Annotated in this window: 16 protein-coding genes; 10 read left to right on the top strand and 6 right to left on the bottom strand. The window is 61.0% G+C overall.

Annotated features, from left to right (window positions below; translation table 11 throughout):
* Positions 1–148: 148 nt before the first annotated feature.
* A complete protein-coding gene (locus tag ACYZUD_RS11340; RefSeq protein WP_462024079.1) occupies positions 149–1,582 on the bottom strand; it encodes an aldehyde dehydrogenase family protein in 1,434 nt (477 codons plus the stop codon).
* A gap of 285 nt (positions 1,583–1,867) precedes the next feature.
* On the opposite strand from ACYZUD_RS11340, the gene ACYZUD_RS11335 reads away from it, so the two are divergent.
* Complete coding sequence (locus tag ACYZUD_RS11335) at positions 1,868–3,211, top strand: MFS transporter (RefSeq protein ID WP_462024078.1); 1,344 nt, start codon at positions 1,868–1,870, stop codon at positions 3,209–3,211.
* Between the two features lie 149 nt (positions 3,212–3,360).
* Here ACYZUD_RS11335 and ACYZUD_RS11330 read toward each other — a convergent pair whose 3' ends face one another.
* Positions 3,361–4,260, bottom strand: a complete 900-nt coding sequence (locus tag ACYZUD_RS11330; RefSeq protein ID WP_462024077.1) for a LysR substrate-binding domain-containing protein — start codon at positions 4,258–4,260, stop codon at positions 3,361–3,363.
* A 117-nt stretch (positions 4,261–4,377) separates the two neighbouring features.
* On the opposite strand from ACYZUD_RS11330, the gene ACYZUD_RS11325 reads away from it, so the two are divergent.
* From ACYZUD_RS11325 to ACYZUD_RS11315, 3 genes are read left to right on the top strand one after another with little or no spacing between them, the layout of a single operon-like run.
* Positions 4,378–5,394: an aldo/keto reductase gene (locus ACYZUD_RS11325; RefSeq protein WP_462024076.1), complete on the top strand. Its 1,017-nt coding sequence runs from the start codon at positions 4,378–4,380 to the stop codon at positions 5,392–5,394.
* Between the two features lie 2 nt (positions 5,395–5,396).
* A complete protein-coding gene (locus ACYZUD_RS11320) occupies positions 5,397–6,194 on the top strand; it encodes an SDR family NAD(P)-dependent oxidoreductase (protein ID WP_462024075.1) in 798 nt (265 codons plus the stop codon).
* 27 nt (positions 6,195–6,221) lie between these two features.
* Complete coding sequence (locus ACYZUD_RS11315; RefSeq protein WP_462024074.1) at positions 6,222–6,632, top strand: SRPBCC family protein; 411 nt, start codon at positions 6,222–6,224, stop codon at positions 6,630–6,632.
* 142 nt (positions 6,633–6,774) lie between these two features.
* On the opposite strand, the gene ACYZUD_RS11310 is transcribed toward ACYZUD_RS11315, so the two are convergent.
* Both ACYZUD_RS11310 and ACYZUD_RS11305 read right to left on the bottom strand, forming a co-directional pair.
* Positions 6,775–8,169, bottom strand: coding sequence for a sensor histidine kinase (locus ACYZUD_RS11310; protein WP_462024073.1), 1,395 nt, complete (start codon positions 8,167–8,169; stop codon positions 6,775–6,777).
* Complete coding sequence (locus ACYZUD_RS11305; RefSeq protein WP_033058247.1) at positions 8,147–8,830, bottom strand: response regulator transcription factor; 684 nt, start codon at positions 8,828–8,830, stop codon at positions 8,147–8,149. Before ACYZUD_RS11305 ends, ACYZUD_RS11310 begins: the two co-directional genes overlap by 23 nt.
* Positions 8,831–9,188: 358 nt before the next feature.
* Here ACYZUD_RS11305 and ACYZUD_RS11300 point away from each other — a divergent pair, with 358 nt between their 5' ends.
* On the top strand, positions 9,189–10,127 hold the full coding sequence (locus ACYZUD_RS11300) for a hypothetical protein (RefSeq protein ID WP_462024072.1): 939 nt from the start codon (positions 9,189–9,191) through the stop codon (positions 10,125–10,127).
* 230 nt (positions 10,128–10,357) lie between these two features.
* Here the strand turns inward: ACYZUD_RS11300 and ACYZUD_RS11295 are convergent, their stop codons facing one another.
* Positions 10,358–10,969, bottom strand: coding sequence for a glutathione S-transferase family protein (locus tag ACYZUD_RS11295; RefSeq protein WP_462024071.1), 612 nt, complete (start codon positions 10,967–10,969; stop codon positions 10,358–10,360).
* Positions 10,970–11,045: 76 nt separating this feature from the next.
* Complete coding sequence (locus tag ACYZUD_RS11290; RefSeq protein ID WP_462024070.1) at positions 11,046–11,966, bottom strand: MurR/RpiR family transcriptional regulator; 921 nt, start codon at positions 11,964–11,966, stop codon at positions 11,046–11,048.
* A 311-nt stretch (positions 11,967–12,277) separates the two neighbouring features.
* On the opposite strand from ACYZUD_RS11290, the gene ACYZUD_RS11285 reads away from it, so the two are divergent.
* The 5 genes from ACYZUD_RS11285 to ACYZUD_RS11265 all read left to right on the top strand — a co-directional run bounded on the left by ACYZUD_RS11285 (position 12,278) and on the right by ACYZUD_RS11265 (position 18,454).
* Positions 12,278–14,215, top strand: coding sequence for a bifunctional 5-dehydro-2-deoxygluconokinase/5-dehydro-2-deoxyphosphogluconate aldolase (locus ACYZUD_RS11285; protein ID WP_462024069.1), 1,938 nt, complete (start codon positions 12,278–12,280; stop codon positions 14,213–14,215).
* 160 nt (positions 14,216–14,375) lie between these two features.
* On the top strand, positions 14,376–15,269 hold the full coding sequence (iolE, locus tag ACYZUD_RS11280; RefSeq protein ID WP_462024068.1) for a myo-inosose-2 dehydratase: 894 nt from the start codon (positions 14,376–14,378) through the stop codon (positions 15,267–15,269).
* Complete coding sequence (iolB, locus tag ACYZUD_RS11275) at positions 15,266–16,075, top strand: 5-deoxy-glucuronate isomerase (RefSeq protein WP_462024067.1); 810 nt, start codon at positions 15,266–15,268, stop codon at positions 16,073–16,075. Before iolE ends, iolB begins: the two co-directional genes overlap by 4 nt.
* A gap of 30 nt (positions 16,076–16,105) precedes the next feature.
* Entirely contained in the window at positions 16,106–17,608 is a 1,503-nt protein-coding gene (locus ACYZUD_RS11270) for a CoA-acylating methylmalonate-semialdehyde dehydrogenase (RefSeq protein WP_462024066.1), read from the top strand.
* Positions 17,609–17,632: 24 nt separating this feature from the next.
* Positions 17,633–18,454 (top strand): TIM barrel protein, encoded by an 822-nt coding sequence (locus ACYZUD_RS11265; RefSeq protein WP_462024065.1) that lies wholly within the window; start codon positions 17,633–17,635, stop codon positions 18,452–18,454.
* Positions 18,455–18,477: the final 23 nt, after the last annotated feature.

Below are 18,477 nucleotides of genomic sequence, written 5' to 3'. Positions count from 1 at the left end.
AGCTGGCGAAGCCTGCGTTCGGCTGCGAAGCAGTCGTAATACCTGTGAACGCAGTCTTCCTGAAACACCGCATCGCCTGGATTCACGACTGCTTCGCAGCCGAACGCAGGCTTCGCCAGCTGCTACAAAGGTGCGTCGATTGCGGGATTTACAGACGGATGATTACTGATTTGAGCTGCGTGTAATGCGACAACGCATCCACCCCTTGCTCACGCCCATAACCACTCTGCTTGAACCCACCACACGGCGTCTGAACAAAGCCACCGCTGTACTCGTTCACCACAATCCGTCCTGCCTCCAGTTGCGCCGCGACCCGATGCACCCGACCAATATCGCGACTCCAGATCCCGGCCCCGAGGCCGAACTCGCTGTCATTGGCAATCCGCAACGCATCGGCTTCATCCTTGAACGGAATCACGCAAACGATCGGCCCGAAGATTTCTTCCCGGGCCAAGGTCATGTCGTTGGTCACGCCGGTGTAGACGGTCGGCTCGATGTACCAACCGTTTTCGAAACCGGCATGGCTCGCGACCTTGCCGCCGATGGCCGGGGTCAGGCCTTCGCGTTCGGCGATGGCGAAGTAGCTCTGGATTTTCTCGAACTGCGCATGGGTGGTGATCGGGCCAGAAGTGGAGTCGTCCTGAGGGCCGACCCGCAGCTTGCCGACTTCAGCCACCAGTTTGTCGACGAAGCGATCGTGAATCGATTCCTGCACCAGCAATCGCGTACCGGCGGCGCACCATTGGCCGCTGTTCCAGGTGAACGCGGTGGTCGAGCCTTTGGCGGCGGCGTCGAGGTCGGCGTCGTCGAACACGATGTTGGCCGACTTGCCGCCCAGTTCCAGGGTCAGCGGCAGGATGCGGTCCGCCGCAATGTGGCCCAGTTCCTGGCCGGCGCGAATACCGCCGGTGAAGGAGATTTTGCGGATGTGCGGGTTGTGGGCCATGGCCGGGCCGATGATGCTGCCCTTGCCGACGATCACGTTGAACACGCCGGGCGGAACCCCGGCCTCCACCGCCATGCGCGCCAGCTCAACCAACGAAGCCGAAGTGTGCTCGGAGGGTTTCGCCACCACGGTATTGCCGGTGGCCAGGGCCGGGGCGATGGCGCGGGCGGCCTGATGCAGCGGGGCGTTCCACGGCAGGATCACGCCGATCACACCGAAGGGATCGCGGCGGGTGTAGACGTGGTAGTTCGGCCCCTGGTTGATGACTTCACCGTCCATGACATTGACGATGCCGCCGTAGAACTCGAAGTACTGCGCGGTCAGGTCCATCAGCGCCGCCATTTCGCGGCCGGGCTTGCCGGTTTCGGCCCGTTCCAGCGCGCCGAGGGTGCTTTCGCTGGCGCGGATCAAACGGCCGAAATCGTTGAGGATACGCCCGCGTTCGGCGGGGCGCATGTCGCGCCAGGCTTGTAGCGCCGCGGCCGCAGAATCGATGGCGATGGCCACGTCGGCAGGACCGCTGTTGGCCACTTCGTTGAGTTTTTCGCCGGTGCGCGGGTCGATCTTGTCTTCGTATCGGCCATCCAGCGGCGGCACGCAGCGCCCATCGATGAAGCTGTTGGTTTTCTCAAACATTGCCGGTTCTCCTCGTGAAACTCTTCTTGTCGATGCAGGGCATGGGGAGGGTAGAGGGCAGCCCCATGATGACTGGCATTTACACTCCCTCGCCGTTGTCGCTTCAACCGAGTTTTAAAGCACCGTCCATTGAGAAAATCTCAAGGCAGAGGGTTGATATTTAGTCAACCGAACCCCCCTGAAAACTCGCTTCACGAGAAGCAGGCAACGCCGGATATTTCTCCCGTAGCAACGCTGAGGCCGCGTCCAAAGGTCAACAATAATAGCGCCCACGGGAGTCATGAAATGAGCAACTACAATATTGTGGACGGTGAACTGCCATCGTCATCCACATCAACGGCGGCGCCAGAAATCCAGGGCCGCCAGCTGAACAGTGCAGAAAAGAAAGCGATTGTCGCCGCGACCCTGGGCACCATCGTCGAGTACACCGACTGGGTCATCTACGCGACATTCTCTTCCATCCTGGCCAAACAATTTTTCCCCGCCGGTGACGGGGTAACGGCATTGCTGTCGGTGCTGGCGGTGTTCGCGGTTGGTTTCATCATGCGCCCCATCGGTGGTGCCGTGCTGGGGCAGTTGGCTGACCGCTATGGCCGCAAGAAAGGCCTGACGCTGTCGATCCTGCTGATGTCTGTTGCATCGCTGGTGATCGGCATCTGCCCCAACTATGAACGTATCGGCATCGCCGCACCGATCATCCTGGTGCTTGCCCGTCTGGTTCAGGGCTTCTCGGCGGGCGGCGAGTTCGGTTCCGCTTCGGCGTTCCTGATTGAGTCGGCGCCGCCACATCGCCGGGCGTTCGCCGGTTCATGGCAGTGGTTTGCAATCAACGCCGGCACGTTGGTGTCGTTCCTGCTTGGGTTCGCTTTGGCGTCCATGGGCAGCGATACCGCGCTGTACGATTGGGGCTGGCGCGTGGCGTTCGTGATTGCCGCGCTGATGGGCCTGATCACCCTGTGGATTCGCCTGTCGGTACGCGAAACCGAGATCTTCAAATCGCGGATTGCCACCAACGCGAAAAAACGCCCGATTCGTGAACTGCTGTTCAGCCATCGCCGGGATGCCATGCGCGTAATCGGCATCGCCATGGCCGGCAACCTGCTCAACTACGTGTGGATGGTCAGCTACCCCAACCAGGTGCACTTGATCACGGGCATGTCGATCCGCGACACCTTGCTGGCCGGGGTGATTTCCGTTGGCGCGTCACTGGTGTTGTTGCCGTTCGCCGGCAAGTTGGCGGATCGGGTCGGGCGGCGTCCGGTGCTGATCGCCTTTGCCATCGCCTCGATCCTTTGGGCCTGGCCGAGCTTCGGGTTGCTGCATGTGGGCATCAGCCTGATGGAAGTGACACTGATCCAGACCGTTTCGATGGTGATCATGACCGGATTCGGCGCGGCGTCGGCGGTGACCATGGCCGAGCAGTTTCCGGCGGAGGTTCGCGTGACTGGCATTGCCTTGCCGTATGCCTTGTCGGTGACCCTGTTCGGCGGCACCGCGCCGTACCTGATGGCCGCCATGGCGGGCTGGGGTTATGGCGGGTTGTTCTGGATTTACCTGGTGGTGATCAGTGCGATCAGCGCCGTGGTTTACCTGCGGATGCCGGAAACGCGGGGGCAGCCGTTGCGTTGATCCTGCGCAAATGAGAAGGGGCGGATGACCCCACTCCCTGTGGGAGCGAGCCTGCTCGCGATGGCAGCAGTACATTCAACATTTATGTGACTGTCAAACCGCTATCGCGAGCAGGCTCGCTCCCACAGGGAGTGGGGTCGTCCGCCCTTTTATGTGGCCGGGCCCGGCTCTGTCAGCACCTTCCTGAACGTCTCCACCAATGGCCGCAAATTGATCCGGTGCCACGCCGCCCACAGCGGGGAGGTGAAGGCAATCCACGGCACTTCCCGCAGCACCACGCCCGGTGGTGCGTTACGGCTCAAGCCTTTCTGAATCATCGCGATACCCAATCCCGACGCCACCAGCCCCAGTGCGGTGAACGGTTCGGTGGCTTCCATGCGGATGTCCGGGATGAAACCGGCGCGGATGCAGGCGCTGACGAAGTCTTCGCGGCTGGCGCAGTTCTGGCGGTATTGCACGCCGATCCACTCCTGATCGGCCAGGTCCGCCGGGGTCAGTGTCGTCTGCTGTGCCAGTGGATGGTGCTCGGGCAAGGCCAGCAGCATCGGGTCATCCAGCACCTGAAAACCCAACAGGTCCGGATCGTCGGCGACGGGCGGTTCACTGACCAGTGCGATATCCAGACTACGCTGACGCAGGCCTTCGAGTTGTTCGTCGGAGCTCAGGTTGTACAGCGCGACGTGCACGTTCGGCCGGTCGACCCGCAGCACCCGCAACGCATTCGGCAGCACGCCGGCGTGCATGGCGTTCTCGATATAGCCGATGCACAAGCCGCCTTCTTCGCCGCGGCCCAGACGTTTGCCAAGGGATTCCAGACGATTGGCGTGGGTCAGCAGGGCGCGGGTCTCGGCGAGAAAAGTCTGGCCGTCTCGAGTCAGGCGAATGCGCTGCTGGCTGCGCTCGAACAGGGTCAGGCCAAGGCGTTCTTCGAGCTGGGCGATCTGCCGGCTCAGCGGTGATTGGGAAATGTGCAAACGTTCGGCGGCGCGACCGACGTGTTCTTCTTCGGCGACGGCGACGAAGTAGCGCAATTGGCGGATGTCGATCATGTAAGACCTATAGGGACTTAAGTGCTGCGCATTATGTCTTGGACGGTCCGATCATCGCAATCTACGATCTGCTCAACGGTCATTCAACTGACCTCTGAAACTGACGAGGATTGAATCATGAGCTTGAAAGACAAACTGCCCGGCAAGCTGGGCTTCGGTACTGCCCCACTGGGCAACATGTTCCGCGCCATCCCTGAAGAAGAGGCGCTGGCCACCGTGCACGCGGCCTGGGATGCCGGCGTGCGTTACTTCGACACCGCGCCGTTTTACGGTTCGGGCCTTTCCGAAATTCGCCTGGGCGCCGCGCTGGCCCAATACAACCGTGACGACTACGTGTTGAGCAGCAAGGTCGGCCGAGTGATTCTCGACGAAGTCGAAGACGCTGCGGCCCGCGACTTGGGCGAGAAGAGCGGGGTGTTCGAACACGGTCGCCCGAACAAGATCGTCAACGACTATAGCGCCGACGCGACGATGCGTTCGATTGAAGACAGCCTCAAGCGTCTGCAAACCGATCGCCTGGACATCGTCTGGGTGCATGACATCGCCCAGGACTTCTACGGCGATCAATGGCTGGAGTACTTCAATCAGGCCCGCACCGGCGCCTTCAAAGTGCTGACCCGCTTGCGCGAAGAAGGCGTGATCAAGGGCTGGGGGCTGGGCGTGAACAAGGTCGAGCCTTGCGAACTGACCCTGGATTTGACCGAAGCGCAGCCAGACGGTTTTCTGTTGGCGGGTCGCTACACATTGCTCGATCACGACCGGGCCTTGCAGCGTTTGATGGACGCAGCCCTGGCGCAGAACGTTGAAATCGTGGTCGGTGGTCCGTACAGCTCGGGCATTCTGGCCGGTGGCACGCACTTCGAATACCAGAAGGCCAGCCCGGCGATCATCAACAAGGTCGAACAGATCAAACGCATCGCGGCGGCCCACGGTGTCGCCATCAAGGCGGCGGCGTTGCAGTTCTCCCTGGCTAACCCTGCGGTGGCGGCGGTGATTCCAGGTTCCAGCCGTCCGGACCGGATAGCTGAAGATGTCGCGGCGTTGTCGGCGGTGATTCCTGGTGCGTTCTGGCAGGCCATGCGTGAGGCGAAGCTGGTGTCCGAACGCGCCCCATTGCCAATCACAGGAGTTTGAACATGAAGATCGATCTGACTGGAAAACTGGCGATTGTCAGCGGCAGCACCGCCGGCATCGGTTTGGGCATCAGCAAGGCACTGGCCGAGTCCGGCGCCGTGGTGGTGGTGATCGGCCGCGAGACGGCCAAGGTCGAGCAAGCGCTGGCGAGCATTCGCCAGAGCGTGCCGGGCGCCCGGTTGCGCGGCCTGACCGCCGACCTGGGCACTGCCGAAGGCGCCGAGCAGTTGTTCGCCGCCGAACCGAGTGCCGACATCCTGGTGAACAACCTCGGGATCTTCAATGAGGTGGATTTTTTCGACACGCCGGACAGTGAGTGGACGCGCTTCTATGAGGTCAACGTGATCTCCGGCGTGCGCCTGTCACGGCATTACGTGCCGGACATGGTCAAGCAGGGCTGGGGGCGGGTGATTTTCCTGTCCTCGGAATCCGGGATCGCGATCCCGGCCGACATGCTCAACTATGGCGTGACCAAAAGCGCTAACCTCGCGGTGTCCCATGGCTTGGCCAAGCGACTGGCGAGTACTGGCGTGACGGTCAATGCGATCCTGCCCGGCCCGACGTTGACCGATGGACTGGAGCAGATGCTCAAGGATGCCACGGCCGAATCGGGGCGCAGTGTCCGGGAAGAAGCCGATGCGTTCGTACGCAAGGCCCGGCCGAGTTCGATTATCCAACGTGTGGTCGATGTCGAAGAGGTCGCCAACCTGGTGGCCTACATCGCTTCACCCCTGTCGTCGGCCACCACCGGCGCAGCCCTGCGGGTCGACGGCGGTGTCGTCGACAGCCTGGCGATTTGAACCTTATTGATTAAGCGAGAACATTAAATGGCAAGTGCATCAGCATTCATCGACATCCCGGCGACCGCCGAGCAGGTCTGGCAATTGATCGGCGGCTTCAACTCGCTGCCGGACTGGCTGCCGTTCATTGCGAAGAGCGAACTGAGTGAAGGCGGGCGGGTGCGCAGTCTGCAAACGGCGGAAGGCGCGGTGGTGGTTGAACGGCTTGAGTCGTTCGACAACGCAGCGAAAACCTACAGCTACTCGATTTTGCAGGCACCGTTTCCGGCTACTGACTACCTGGCGACCATTAGTGTGGAAGCGCAAGGGCAGGGAGCTCGGGTGAGCTGGTCGGGGCGGTTTGCGCCGGTTGGCGTGAGTGACGAGGAAGTGGTGGCGTTGTTTACCGGGATTTATCAGGGAGGTCTCGAAGCCTTGCGGGCCAACTACCCGGCCTGATAAACACCACCAATCCCCCTGTGGGAGCGAGCCTGCTCGCGATAGCGCCGCGTCAGACAACATCAATGTTGACTGGGAGGCAGCCATCGCCGGCAAGCCGGTCTCGCTCCCACAAGGGATTTGCTTTGGTCTTGAATGAGCGCTAGGTCTGGGGAATCAGGCTCTGCCGGCAATCGAGCAGCAACCGTGCGCCACCGAGTTCGCCGGTTCCCACTTCAAGCGTAAACCCATGCAGGCTGACAATCGCCGCCACGATCGACAGCCCCAGTCCGAACCCGCTTTGCTGATTCCCGCCCTCGGCGCGGTAGAACCGCTGAAACACCGCCTCCCGTTCCGCCACCGCAATTCCGGGACCCGAATCGAGCACTTCGATGCGCGTATGCCCACCTGCATTGACCCCGCGTAAAATCACCTCGCCACCCGGCGGTGTGAATTTGATCGAGTTGCTCAGCAGGTTCGCCACAGCTTCGAACAACAGTGCCCGATCGCCATTCAGTGTCGGCAAGACGTCAGGCAGTTGCAGCTGAAAAGCCAGCTCGCCTTCTTCCGCCAACGGCAGGTAAAAGTCGTGCAGTTCCTGCAGCAACGGCACCGGATCCAGCTGCACAAAACCGGAACGCCGCTGGCGATCTTCCAGTTCGGAAATCCGCAGCAAGCCGCGAAAACGCGCCATCAGGGTGTCCGCTTCGGCGAGCACTGAATCGAGTTGCGCCGCTTCTGTCGACCCTTCGCCCGCCTGTTGCTGCATGCGATACAGCTGCGCCCGCAAGCGGGTCAGCGGTGTGCGCAGGTCATGGGCGATGTTGTCGCAGACACCCTTGACCTCGTTCATCAAACGCTCGATGCGTTCGAGCATGGCGTTGACGATGGCGGCGAGCATGTCCAGTTCGTCGCGGCGATTGGACAGCGGCAGGCGTCGGGTCAGGTCGCCGGCGACGATGGCCTCGGCGCTGGCCTGAATCCCGCGAATGCGCCGCAGGGGCCGGCGGCGCAGCAAATGCCAACCGGCGATGCCCGGCAAAATGGTCAGGGTCACGCCCCAGAACAACGCGTGCAGGATGATTCGGGTCACGGCAAACAGCGAGCCGTTGTCCCGCACCAATACCAGCCAGCGGCCGTCCTTGGTCTGGGTCGCCACCGCGTCGCAGCTGTCGGCAGGCAGGGTCGGGTCGTCGGATTCGGCGCAGTCGCTGAGCATGTGGATCTTGCCGTCCAGCGGCAGACCCTGGGGGATGTGGCGCAGGGCACCGCTGAGGTAGTGATGCTGATCATCGAACAGGCCGTAGGCATCGATGCCGCGAATGTCGAAGGTCATGCTGACGGCGAGGGCGTCCGCCAGTTGTTCGCCGGAAAAACGCGAAAACAAATGCTGACGTTGCATCAGCGAGTGTTTGGCCAGGTTGTCCAGGTAAGCAGACACCTCGTAGTACATGACCCCCATGAGAATCCCGCTCCAGATCACGAACAGCGAACTGTAGAGCGCCAGCAGGCGGCTGTTGGAAGAGCGCCAGCCTTTAGAGGGGTTCGGCAATGACATAACCCGAGCCTCGCACAGTCCGAATCAGTGGGACATTGCCGGGTGGGTCGATCTTCTTGCGCAGTCGGCCGATGTGCACGTCGATCAGGTTGGTGCCGGGGTCGAAGTGATAACCCCAGACTTCTTCGAAGATCATCATTCGCGAGAGAATCTGCCCGGTGTTGCGCATCAGGAATTCCAGCAGCTTGTACTCGGTGGGCAACAGCGTCAGCAGTTGGCCGTCGCGGCTGGCTTCGTGGCTGATCAGGTTCAATTCCAGATCCGCCACCCGCAGCGTGGTGGCCTGGGCGGTCACGGTGTTCTGGCGGCGCAGCAGGACTTCGACCCGGGCGGCCATTTCATCGGTGGCGAACGGTTTGGTCAGGTAATCGTCACCCCCGGCACGCAAGCCGCGAACGCGCTCGTCGACATCGGAGAGGGCGCTGATCATCAGGATCGGCGTCGCCACGCCCATGGTCCGCAGCGTGGTGACAATCGCCAGGCCATCGAGCTCGGGCAGCATGCGGTCGAGGGTGATCAGGTCATAGTTGCCGCTGACCGCGCGTGCCAGCCCCTCGCGGCCATTGTCGACCCAATCCACATCGAGGCCGTGGCTGCTCAGTTCGGCGACGATTTCCCGGGCGGTCACGGCGTCGTCTTCGATGGTCAAGATGCGGGTCATAGGCTTGCCTGATTAAGGGTTCACAACGTTGAGCGGCATTTTGCCAAGAAATGATGGCAGGCTTTCTAAATAAAACTTCATATAAGGCGAAAAGATCGCAGCCTTCGGCAGCTCCTACAGGGAACCGCGTCCTAAACGTAGGAGCTGCCGAAGGCTGCGATCTTTTGATCTTCGACGACCAATGCATAAAACCCGCTGATATTGATTGTTCCTTGCAAATTGCATGGGTATATGAAGTTAAAAACTTATAAGACGTTGAAATAAATCGATTTATTAAAAGTTGGTATCTGGCACGTTGGCTGCAATTCCTCCGTTGAAGAGTTGTAACACCATCTTTCCTGCCTGGAGCGATACAACAATGAATAGATCCTCTGATGGTTTCTATCCGGTCGCAGAAGAAACGAGCACGCTCTCCGGCGTGTCGTGGGGGGCGATTTTTGCCGGTGCCGCGGCGGCAGCGGCGTTGTCGCTGATCCTCGTCCTGCTCGGTTTTGGCCTGGGTTTTTCGGCGGTGTCGCCCTGGGCCAATGAAGGCGTGAGCGCCAAGGGCCTGGGCATTTCAACGATTGTCTGGCTGGCGGTTACCCAAATCGTGGCGTCCGGGCTCGGTGGTTACATCGCCGGTCGCCTGCGGGTGAAGTGGGCGAACATGCATGGTGATGAGGTCTACTTCCGTGACACGGCCCATGGCTTTCTGGCCTGGTGCGTGGCGACGCTGGTGACGGCGACGCTGGTCGTCGGCTCGGTCAGCAGTATCGTCAGTGGCGGTGTGCAGGCCGGGGCGAATGTGGCCGGTGGTGCCGCCAGTGCCATGACTCAAGCGGCCGGCGCGGCGGCGGGCACTGCCGACAGTGACCCGTACGGCTACTTCGTTGACAGCCTGTTCCGCGATGATCGCCCGGTTGCCGTCAACGACGATGCCGCCCGTGGCACCGTGACCCGCATCTTCGTGCGCAGTCTGAGCAATGACGGTCAACTGGCTGCCGAAGACCGCACCTACCTGGCGCAACTGGTCGCCCAACGGACCAACCTCACTCAAGCGGACGCTGAACGTCGTGTCGACGAAGTCTATGCCCGCACCCAAAAAGCCGTCGCCGACGCCAAATTGGCTGCCCAGCAAGCTGCCGACACCGCCGCCAAGGTCGCTGCCTGGACCTCGCTGTGGATGTTCATTGCCCTGCTGATCGGAGCGTTTTTTGCCAGCCTCGCGGCAACCTTCGGCGGTCGTCGTCGGGATGCGGTGGTGTATCTGGAATCCGATGCTTATGTGACCACCACTCCACTGCCTGTTCGCTAACCCAGGAGAACTACCATGCGCTCATTACTGTTGTTCTTTCTTGGCGTGCCGATCCCGATCATCATCCTGATCGCCTTGTTCATGCATTGATCCATTGAGTGAATACGTTTAGATCAAAAGATCGCAGCCTTCGGCAGCTCCTACGCAGACCGCGTGCAACCGCAATCTAGCGGGTGTACCCAATCCCTGTAGGCGCTGGCGAAGCCTGCGATCTTTTGATCTTCAAACCATCACTCGATCGGTGTACTGACAAACACTTCAAGCCCCTCGGCATACCCGGTAAATGCGCTGATCAACGGAAACCGCCCAGCTTCCACCTGATCCGGCACTACCAGGTTGGTGAAGCTCCACGCCACCGCCAACGTAATCCCGTCCTGATCAATCGAACCATCAGTCTTCAGTGGCTGCTTTTCCAGCTCCCGTTCCAGTGCCGAATACGCCGCCGCCAATTGCTCTTCGACCCTTTCCACCCACGGTTCGAATTGAATCTCCGCCGGCCGCAGGTTGCGCTCGTAGTAAAGCTGCACGGATTTCTCGCAGGCCACCAACCCCAGGCCAATCAGGCGCAACGCACGCAGGCGTTGATCGAGATCGCCAGGCATCAAACTCTTGCCGGGACCGGCCAGCGCTTCGAGGTAATCGATGATCAGCGTCGAGTCCATCAACACTTCACCGTCATCCAGCACCAGGGTCGGGGCCTTGACCACCGGGTTGATCTGCTGGAATTGCTCGAAGTGCCGAAACACCGAAACCGATTCGTGCTCCAGCGGTATGCCAAGGCGTTTGGCAGAAATGGCGACGCGTCGCACATAGGGTGAATCCAGCATGCCGATCAGCTTCATTGAACCTCTCCATAAGATGGCCATTTCGGGATGGACAACCTTAGCTGAGGTTCAGCTCGTTGTAACCGGCGTCGCGCTAATCCTCGAAGCCTACTTGTTCGTGAATCTCATCGACCTTCAATTCCAGTCGGTAGGCCACGGCGATAAACAACGCCTGGCACAGGCACAACGTCGCACTCAACGAGCGGAAGGCAAATGAACTGCCTTCATTGACCAGCAGCACGGTGCTGGCGCGCTTGGCCAGGGGCGAGAGGTTGCTGTCGGTGATGATCAGGGTTTTCGCCTGATGGTGCTGGGCGATACGCAGGCAGTGCTGGGTTTCCTTGCCGTACGGCGTGAAGCTGATGGCGATCACCAGGTCATTGGCGCGCACGCTGCGCATCTGCTCGCGATAACTGCCACCGAGCCCGGAGACCAGGTGGATGCGCTTGTTGGTGTGTTGCAGGTTGTAGACCAGGTAATCGGCCACGGCGAACGAGCGACGCACGCCGACCACGTAGATGTTGTCGGCATTCACCACCAGGTCCACGGCCTTGTCGAAGGCCTGGTCATCGAGCTCCAGCCCCAGCCGTTCGATGCCCGAAAGGGTGGCATTGATGCACTCGCGCGCCAGGTCACCGCCGCTGGCCTTCTGCGACTTGTTGGCGATCATGCTGCGAATGCGCTGCTGGTAGTTCTGCACCGGCGTGGTCTTGTGCGTGTAGGCCTCGCGAAACAGCGCCTGCATCTCGCTGAAACCGCTGAACCCGAAACGCTGGGAGAACCGCACGATGGCCGACGGATGCACTTCGCATTCGCGGGCAATGTCGCTGATGCGGTCGACCATGATCCGGTCGCTTTGCTGGCTCATGTAACTGGCGATGCGTTTGAGCTGGCGCGGCAGGCTTTCGTATTCCTCGGTGATCAGCTGCAGCAGACGCTCGGCATTGATCGGGGGGCTGACGAGAACGCTCTCGGGCGTGCTCTCGGTCGTAGCCGGCTGATCGGTGCGGGACATAGGGAATCCTTCTGGCTTGTTCTTATAGGGACGACAGTTCGAATCGTCCCCTGACAATAGGTTGGCTGTGCGCAGTCTACAGGGTCGGCCCGAATAAAATCTTGAGCTTGCCATCAGCGTGGGGTTTGCTGAAACGATGCACTGTGTCTGGAATGCTTGTACAAAAGTTTATTGGAAAAAATATTCCACGTAAAAAATATTTGGAATAATTATTGATTGTTCGGTCCCGGACGTTTTAGTCTGCATCCACCAAGAGTGTTCGGCGCGGTCATTGCCCCGAACGCAGGCTGATAAAAATAACAGGAGCCAGCATGGGCCAGACTCGTTTTGCCAGTGGGCGTCAATTGGATTTGATTTGCCTGGGGCGCCTTGGCGTCGACCTGTATGCGCAGCAAGTCGGGGCGCGGCTGGAAGATGTGAGCAGCTTCGCCAAGTACCTGGGCGGCTCGTCCGCCAACATCGCTTTCGGCACCGCCCGGTTGGGACTCAAGTCAGCGATGCTGAGCCGGGTAGGGGACGACCACATGGGCCGCTTCCTGGTCGAGTCCCTGGCCCGCGAAGGCTGCGACGTCAGCGGCATCAAGATCGATCCGGAGCGCCTGACCGCCATGGTCCTGCTGGGCCTCAAGGATCGCGAAACCTTTCCTTTGGTGTTCTACCGCGAAAACTGCGCCGACATGGCGCTACGAGCGCAAGACATCAGCGAAGCCTTCATCGCCTCCAGCAAGGCCTTGCTGATCACCGGCACCCATTTCTCCACCGAGGGCGTGTACAAGGCGAGCATCCAGGCGCTGGACTACGCCGAGAAGCACAACGTCAAACGGGTGCTGGACATCGATTACCGCCCGGTGCTCTGGGGCCTGGCGAGTAAGGCGGACGGTGAAACCCGTTTTGTTGCCGACCAGAACGTCAGTCAGCATGTGCAGAAAATCCTCCCGCGTTTCGACCTGATCGTCGGCACTGAAGAAGAGTTTCTGATGGCCGGCGGCGCCGGGGATCTGCTCACCGCACTGCGCAATGTCCGCCGTCTGAGCAACGCGACGTTGGTGGTCAAGCTCGGTCCGCAGGGCTGCACGGTGATTCACGACGAGATCCCGGATCGCCTCGAAGAGGGTGCCATCTATCCCGGTGTTCGTGTGGAAGTGCTCAACGTGCTGGGTGCCGGCGATGCCTTCATGTCGGGCTTCCTCAGCGGTTGGTTGATCGAGGCGAACGACGAGCGCTGTTGCCAACTGGCCAATGCCTGTGGCGGTCTGGTGGTGTCGCGCCACGCCTGCGCCCCGGCAATGCCGACCCCCGCCGAACTCGACTATCTGTTCAACAGCCCGGTGCCGATTACCCGGCCGGATCAGGACGCTGTCCTGCAGCGCCTGCATCAGGTCAGCGTGCCGCGCAAACAGTGGAAGCAGCTGTTCATTTTTGCCTTCGACCATCGCGGGCAACTGGTGGAACTGGCCCATAAGGGCGGTCGCGACCTCAACGCTATCAGCGAACTCAAGCAACTGTTCATCCTGGCCGTGGAGCGGGTCGAAGCCGATTTGCGTGAGCAAGGCATCGACGCCGATGTCGGGCTGCTGGCCGATCAACGTTTCGGTCAGGACTCGCTGAACGCCGCCACCGGTCGCGGCTGGTGGGTGGCGCGGCCGGTGGAAGTGCAAGGCTCGCGACCCTTGGCCTTCGAACATGGGCGCTCCATCGGCAGTAACCTGATCGCCTGGCCGCAAGAGCAGATCATCAAGTGCCTGGTGCAATTTCACCCCGATGACGAGCCGTTGCTGCGACTGGAACAGGAAGCGCAGATCAAGGGCTTGTATCAGGCGTCCCAGGTCAGCGGTCATGAATTGCTGCTGGAAATCATCCCGCCCAAGGATCACCCCTCGACCCACCCGGACGTGTTGTATCGGGCGCTGAAACGCCTCTACAACCTGGGCATTTACCCGGCGTGGTGGAAGATCGAAGCGCAAAGCGCCGAGGAGTGGAAGCAACTCGACGAACTGATCCAGGCGCGCGATCCGTACTGCCGAGGCGTGGTGCTGCTGGGCTTGAATGCCCCGGCATCAGCGTTGGCCGAAGGGTTTCAACAGGCCAGCCAGAGCCAGACCTGCCGCGGGTTCGCCGTGGGCCGGACGATTTTCCAGGAACCGAGCCGCGCGTGGCTGGCCGGTGAAATCGACGATGAAGCGCTGATCCGTCAGGTGCAGGGCACGTTTGTTGAACTGATTAATGCCTGGCGTATGGCCCGCGCCTGACGTCACACCGCGAAACCCCTGTGGGAGCGAGCCTGCTCGCGATAGCGGACTGACAGTCAACATTAATGTCACCTGACACACCGCTATCGCGAGCAGGCTCGCTCCCACAAGGGTTCAGCGTCGCTCTTACTGGTTATGTAAAACAATAAAAGGTGCAGCCATGCCCGCTATCCGAATTGGCATCAACCCGATCTCCTGGAGCAACGACGACCTGCCGTCCCTCGGCGGCGAGACGCCGTTGAGCACGGCCCTGAGTGAAGGCAAGGAAATCGGCTACGAAGGTTTCGAGCTCAACGGTAAATTCCCCAAGGACGCCAAAGGCGTCGGCGACGTGCTGCGGCCCTACGACCTGGCGCTGGTGTCCGGCTGGTATTCCAGCCGTCTGGCCCGCCGATCCGTAGCCGAAGAAATCGACGCCATCGGCAGCCATGTCGAGCTGCTGGCCAAGAATGGCGCCAAGGTGCTGGTCTATGGCGAGGTTGCGGACTCCATTCAAGGCCAGCACATTCCACTGGTCGAACGCCCGCGTTTCCACACTGAACACGCCTGGCAGGAATACGCCGACAAACTCACCGAACTGGCGCGTTTCACCCTGTCCCAAGGCGTGCGATTGGCCTATCACCACCACATGGGCGCCTACGTCGAATCCCCGGCCGACATCGACAAACTGATGGCGCTGACCGGCAGCGAAGTCGGCCTGCTGTTCGATTCGGGCCATTGCTACATGGGAGGCGGCAAACCGTTGCACGTGCTGCGCAAACACATCGAGCGCATCTGCCACGTGCACTTCAAGGACGTGCGCAAACCGGTGGTGCAACTGGCGCGCAACCATCTGTGGAGCTTCCCGGACTGCATCATCAACGGCACCTTCACCGTGCCCGGCGATGGCGATATCGACTTTGCTGCATTGCTCGATGTGCTGATGGCCGCCGATTACCACGGCTGGCTGGTGGTCGAAGCCGAACAGGATCCGGCCGTGGCGCCGAGTTACGTCTACGCCAAAAAAGGCTACGACACCTTGCGTACGTTGCTCGACGAGAGGATTGGGTTATGAGCCTGCTGGTCAAAAGCAATGCACGCGGCCGGACCATGGTCGAGTTGGGACAGGGGCAGCTGGAATACGTCGGCTTCGCCGCTTACCGCTTGAGCCTCGGCGAAACATTGCCGGTCGCCGCCGGTGATAAAGAACTGTGCCTGGTCTTGCTCAGCGGCCGGGTCAGCATCAAGGGCGAAGCACCGGGGGAGGGCGCGTTCGACTGGGACAACATTGGCGATAGGCAGTCGGTGTTCGAAGACAAGTCGCCGTTCGCCGCGTACTTGCCGCCTGGCAGTCAGGCCCAGGTCGTCGCCCTGAGTGATGTGCAAGTTGCTGTGTGCGCCGCGCCGGGTTCGACCACCGGATCCCTCGGCCCACGCCTGATCAAACCCGACAGCATGAAGCGCAGCGTGCGCGGCAAAGGGGCCAACACCCGTTACGTCTGCGACATCCTGCCAGACACCGAGCCCGCCCATTCGCTGCTGGTGGTGGAAGTGCGCACGCCGTCGGGACACTCATCGAGCTACCCGCCGCACAAGCACGACACCGACGACCTGCCGCACCAGAGCTTTCTCGAAGAAACCTATTACCACCAGATCAACCCGCCCCAAGGCTTCGTGTTTCAGCGCGTGTACACCGACGACCACAGCATCGACCAGGCCATGGCCGTGGAAAACAGCGATCTGGTGGTCGTGCCCAAGGGCTATCACCCGGTCAGCGTGCCGTATGGCTACGAGTCGTACTACCTGAACGTCATGGCCGGCCCGAAACGCGTCTGGCAGTTCCATAACGATCCGCAGCACAGCTGGCTGCTGGACCTCTGAATTCCAACATTCGAACGGAGAACACCAACAATGAGCGACGTCCCGGTCATCGGCCATTACATCGGCGGTCAGGTGCAAGACAGCGGCAGCGAGCGGTTCAGCCATGTCTTCAACCCGGCCACCGGCAGCGTTCAGGCGCGCGTAGGGCTGGCCAGCCAGACGACCGTGGACGACGCCGTTGCCTCTGCGCTGAAGGCATTCCCGGCCTGGTCCGAGCAATCGTCCCTGCGCCGTTCGCGGGTGATGTTCAAGTTCAAGGAACTGCTCGACCGCCATCACGATGAACTGGCAGAAATCATCAGCCGCGAACACGGCAAGGTGTTTTCGGACGCCAAGGGCGAAGTCACCCGCGGCATCGAAATCGTCGAATACGCCTGCGGCGCGCCGAACCTGCTGAAAACCGAGTTCAGCGACAACATCGGTGGCGGCATCGACAACTGGAACCTGCGTCAGCCTCTGGGTGTATGTGCCGGGGTGACGCCGTTCAACTTCCCGGTGATGGTGCCGTTGTGGATGATCCCGCTGGCGCTGGTCACCGGTAACTGCTTCATTCTCAAGCCGTCCGAGCGCGATCCGTCCGCGAGTTTGCTGATGGCTCGCCTGCTGACCGAAGCGGGCTTGCCGGACGGTGTGTTCAACGTGGTCCAGGGCGACAAGACCGCGGTCGATGCCTTGCTGCAACACCCGGACATCGAGGCGATTTCCTTTGTCGGCTCGACCCCGATTGCCGAATACATCCACCAGCAAGCGACCTCCCGGGGCAAGCGTGTGCAGGCCCTGGGCGGGGCGAAGAATCACATGATCGTGATGCCCGACGCGGACCTGGATCAAGCGGCGGATGCCTTGATCGGCGCCGCTTACGGCTCGGCCGGTGAGCGCTGCATGGCGATCTCGATTGCCGTGGCGGTGGGCGATGTGGGCGACCAACTGATTGCCAGATTGCTGCCACGCATCGATCAGTTGAACGTCGGCGACGGCATGCAGGGCGATAGCGACATGGGGCCGCTGGTCACTGCCGAGCACAAGGCCAAGGTCGAAGGGTTTATCGATGAAGGCGTAGCCCAGGGCGCACAGCTGATCGTCGATGGCCGCCACTTCAAAGTGCCGGGCGCCGAAAACGGCTTCTTCGTCGGCGCGACCCTGTTCGATAACGTCACCACAGAGATGAGCATCTACCAGCAGGAAATCTTCGGTCCGGTGCTGGGCATCGTGCGGGTTCCAGATTTCGCCAGCGCCGTGGCCCTGATCAACGCCCACGAATTCGGTAACGGCGTGTCGTGTTTCACCAGCGACGGCGGCATCGCCCGCGCCTTCGCTCGTACCATCAAGGTCGGCATGGTCGGCATCAACGTGCCGATTCCGGTGCCGATGGCCTGGCACTCCTTTGGTGGCTGGAAGCGCTCGCTGTTCGGCGATCACCACGCCTACGGCGAAGAAGGCATCCGCTTCTACAGCCGCTACAAAAGCGTGATGCAGCGCTGGCCCGACAGTATCGTCAAGGGCCCTGAATTCAGCATGCCGACAGCCAAATAATTCACTGCGCGGAGAACAACAATAATGAGCAAGCCCCTGCGTTTCGCCCTGAACCGTATGGTCGCCCCACGCTTGTCGCTGCCAGATTTCATCGAGCTGGCGGTGACCCTCAAGGCCGACGCCATCGAGATTCGTAATGACCTCAAAGGCATCGAGATCGAAGACGGCACCGCACCCGAACACATTCGTCAGTTGTGCGCGGCCAAAGGCGTCACTGTGCTGTCGATCAACGCGCTGTACCCGTTTGATGTGTGGAACGACGAGCGCCGGGCGCAGGCCTTGAAGTTTGCCGCCTATGCGCGGGATTGCGGTGCGCAAGGTTTGGTCATGTGCCCGTTGAATGACCGTGCCGACCCGCGCAGCGAAGCCGGGCGTGCATCAGGTTTGCGCACGGCGTTGACAGAGCTGGCACCGATCCTGCGCGATCACGGCATTCTCGGGTTCATCGAGCCGCTGGGTTTTGAGGAGTGTTCGCTGCGCCGTAAACGCACAGCCGTGGAGGCGATCAAGGCCATCGGTGGGCTGGATGTGTTCCGTCTGGTGCATGACACCTTTCACCATCACCTGGCTGGCGAGCATGAATTCTTCCCTGAGCTGACCGGGCTGGTGCACATCTCCGGCGTCGAAGATGCCGAGGCGCCGCTGGCGACCATTCGTGACGGGCATCGGGTGCTGGTGGGCGAGGGCGACATTCTCGGTAACGCCGCGCAGATCGAAACCTTGCTCGGCAGCGGTTACAGCGGCTATCTGTCGTTCGAACCGTTTGCCGACAGTGTTCATGGCCTGGCGGATATCCGGCAGGCGATCGGCGCGAGCATGGCTCACCTGCAAAAATCCCTGAGTTGACACCGTCCCCTGTAGGAGCTGCC

It is taken from the genome of Pseudomonas sp. XS1P51 (genome assembly GCF_054897845.1).
The sequence above is the reverse complement of the archived record's forward strand: the minus strand, read 5'-3'. Positions and strand labels throughout refer to the sequence as shown.

What these genes read in the sequence shown, in the direction of transcription:
- iolB (WP_462024067.1), top strand. Translation starts at nt 15,266, where the DNA reads ATGAGCCTGCTGGTCAAAAGCAATGCACGCGGCCGGACCATGGTCGAG.
- ACYZUD_RS11295 (WP_462024071.1), bottom strand. Translation starts at nt 10,969, where the DNA reads ATGAAGCTGATCGGCATGCTGGATTCACCCTATGTGCGACGCGTCGCC.
- iolE (WP_462024068.1), top strand. Translation starts at nt 14,376, where the DNA reads ATGCCCGCTATCCGAATTGGCATCAACCCGATCTCCTGGAGCAACGAC.
- ACYZUD_RS11285 (WP_462024069.1), top strand. Translation starts at nt 12,278, where the DNA reads ATGGGCCAGACTCGTTTTGCCAGTGGGCGTCAATTGGATTTGATTTGC.
- ACYZUD_RS11325 (WP_462024076.1), top strand. Translation starts at nt 4,378, where the DNA reads ATGAGCTTGAAAGACAAACTGCCCGGCAAGCTGGGCTTCGGTACTGCC.
- ACYZUD_RS11270 (WP_462024066.1), top strand. Translation starts at nt 16,106, where the DNA reads ATGAGCGACGTCCCGGTCATCGGCCATTACATCGGCGGTCAGGTGCAA.
- ACYZUD_RS11290 (WP_462024070.1), bottom strand. Translation starts at nt 11,966, where the DNA reads ATGTCCCGCACCGATCAGCCGGCTACGACCGAGAGCACGCCCGAGAGC.
- ACYZUD_RS11265 (WP_462024065.1), top strand. Translation starts at nt 17,633, where the DNA reads ATGAGCAAGCCCCTGCGTTTCGCCCTGAACCGTATGGTCGCCCCACGC.
- ACYZUD_RS11320 (WP_462024075.1), top strand. Translation starts at nt 5,397, where the DNA reads ATGAAGATCGATCTGACTGGAAAACTGGCGATTGTCAGCGGCAGCACC.
- ACYZUD_RS11305 (WP_033058247.1), bottom strand. Translation starts at nt 8,830, where the DNA reads ATGACCCGCATCTTGACCATCGAAGACGACGCCGTGACCGCCCGGGAA.
- ACYZUD_RS11335 (WP_462024078.1), top strand. Translation starts at nt 1,868, where the DNA reads ATGAGCAACTACAATATTGTGGACGGTGAACTGCCATCGTCATCCACA.
- ACYZUD_RS11300 (WP_462024072.1), top strand. Translation starts at nt 9,189, where the DNA reads ATGAATAGATCCTCTGATGGTTTCTATCCGGTCGCAGAAGAAACGAGC.
- ACYZUD_RS11330 (WP_462024077.1), bottom strand. Translation starts at nt 4,260, where the DNA reads ATGATCGACATCCGCCAATTGCGCTACTTCGTCGCCGTCGCCGAAGAA.
- ACYZUD_RS11340 (WP_462024079.1), bottom strand. Translation starts at nt 1,582, where the DNA reads ATGTTTGAGAAAACCAACAGCTTCATCGATGGGCGCTGCGTGCCGCCG.
- ACYZUD_RS11315 (WP_462024074.1), top strand. Translation starts at nt 6,222, where the DNA reads ATGGCAAGTGCATCAGCATTCATCGACATCCCGGCGACCGCCGAGCAG.
- ACYZUD_RS11310 (WP_462024073.1), bottom strand. Translation starts at nt 8,169, where the DNA reads ATGTCATTGCCGAACCCCTCTAAAGGCTGGCGCTCTTCCAACAGCCGC.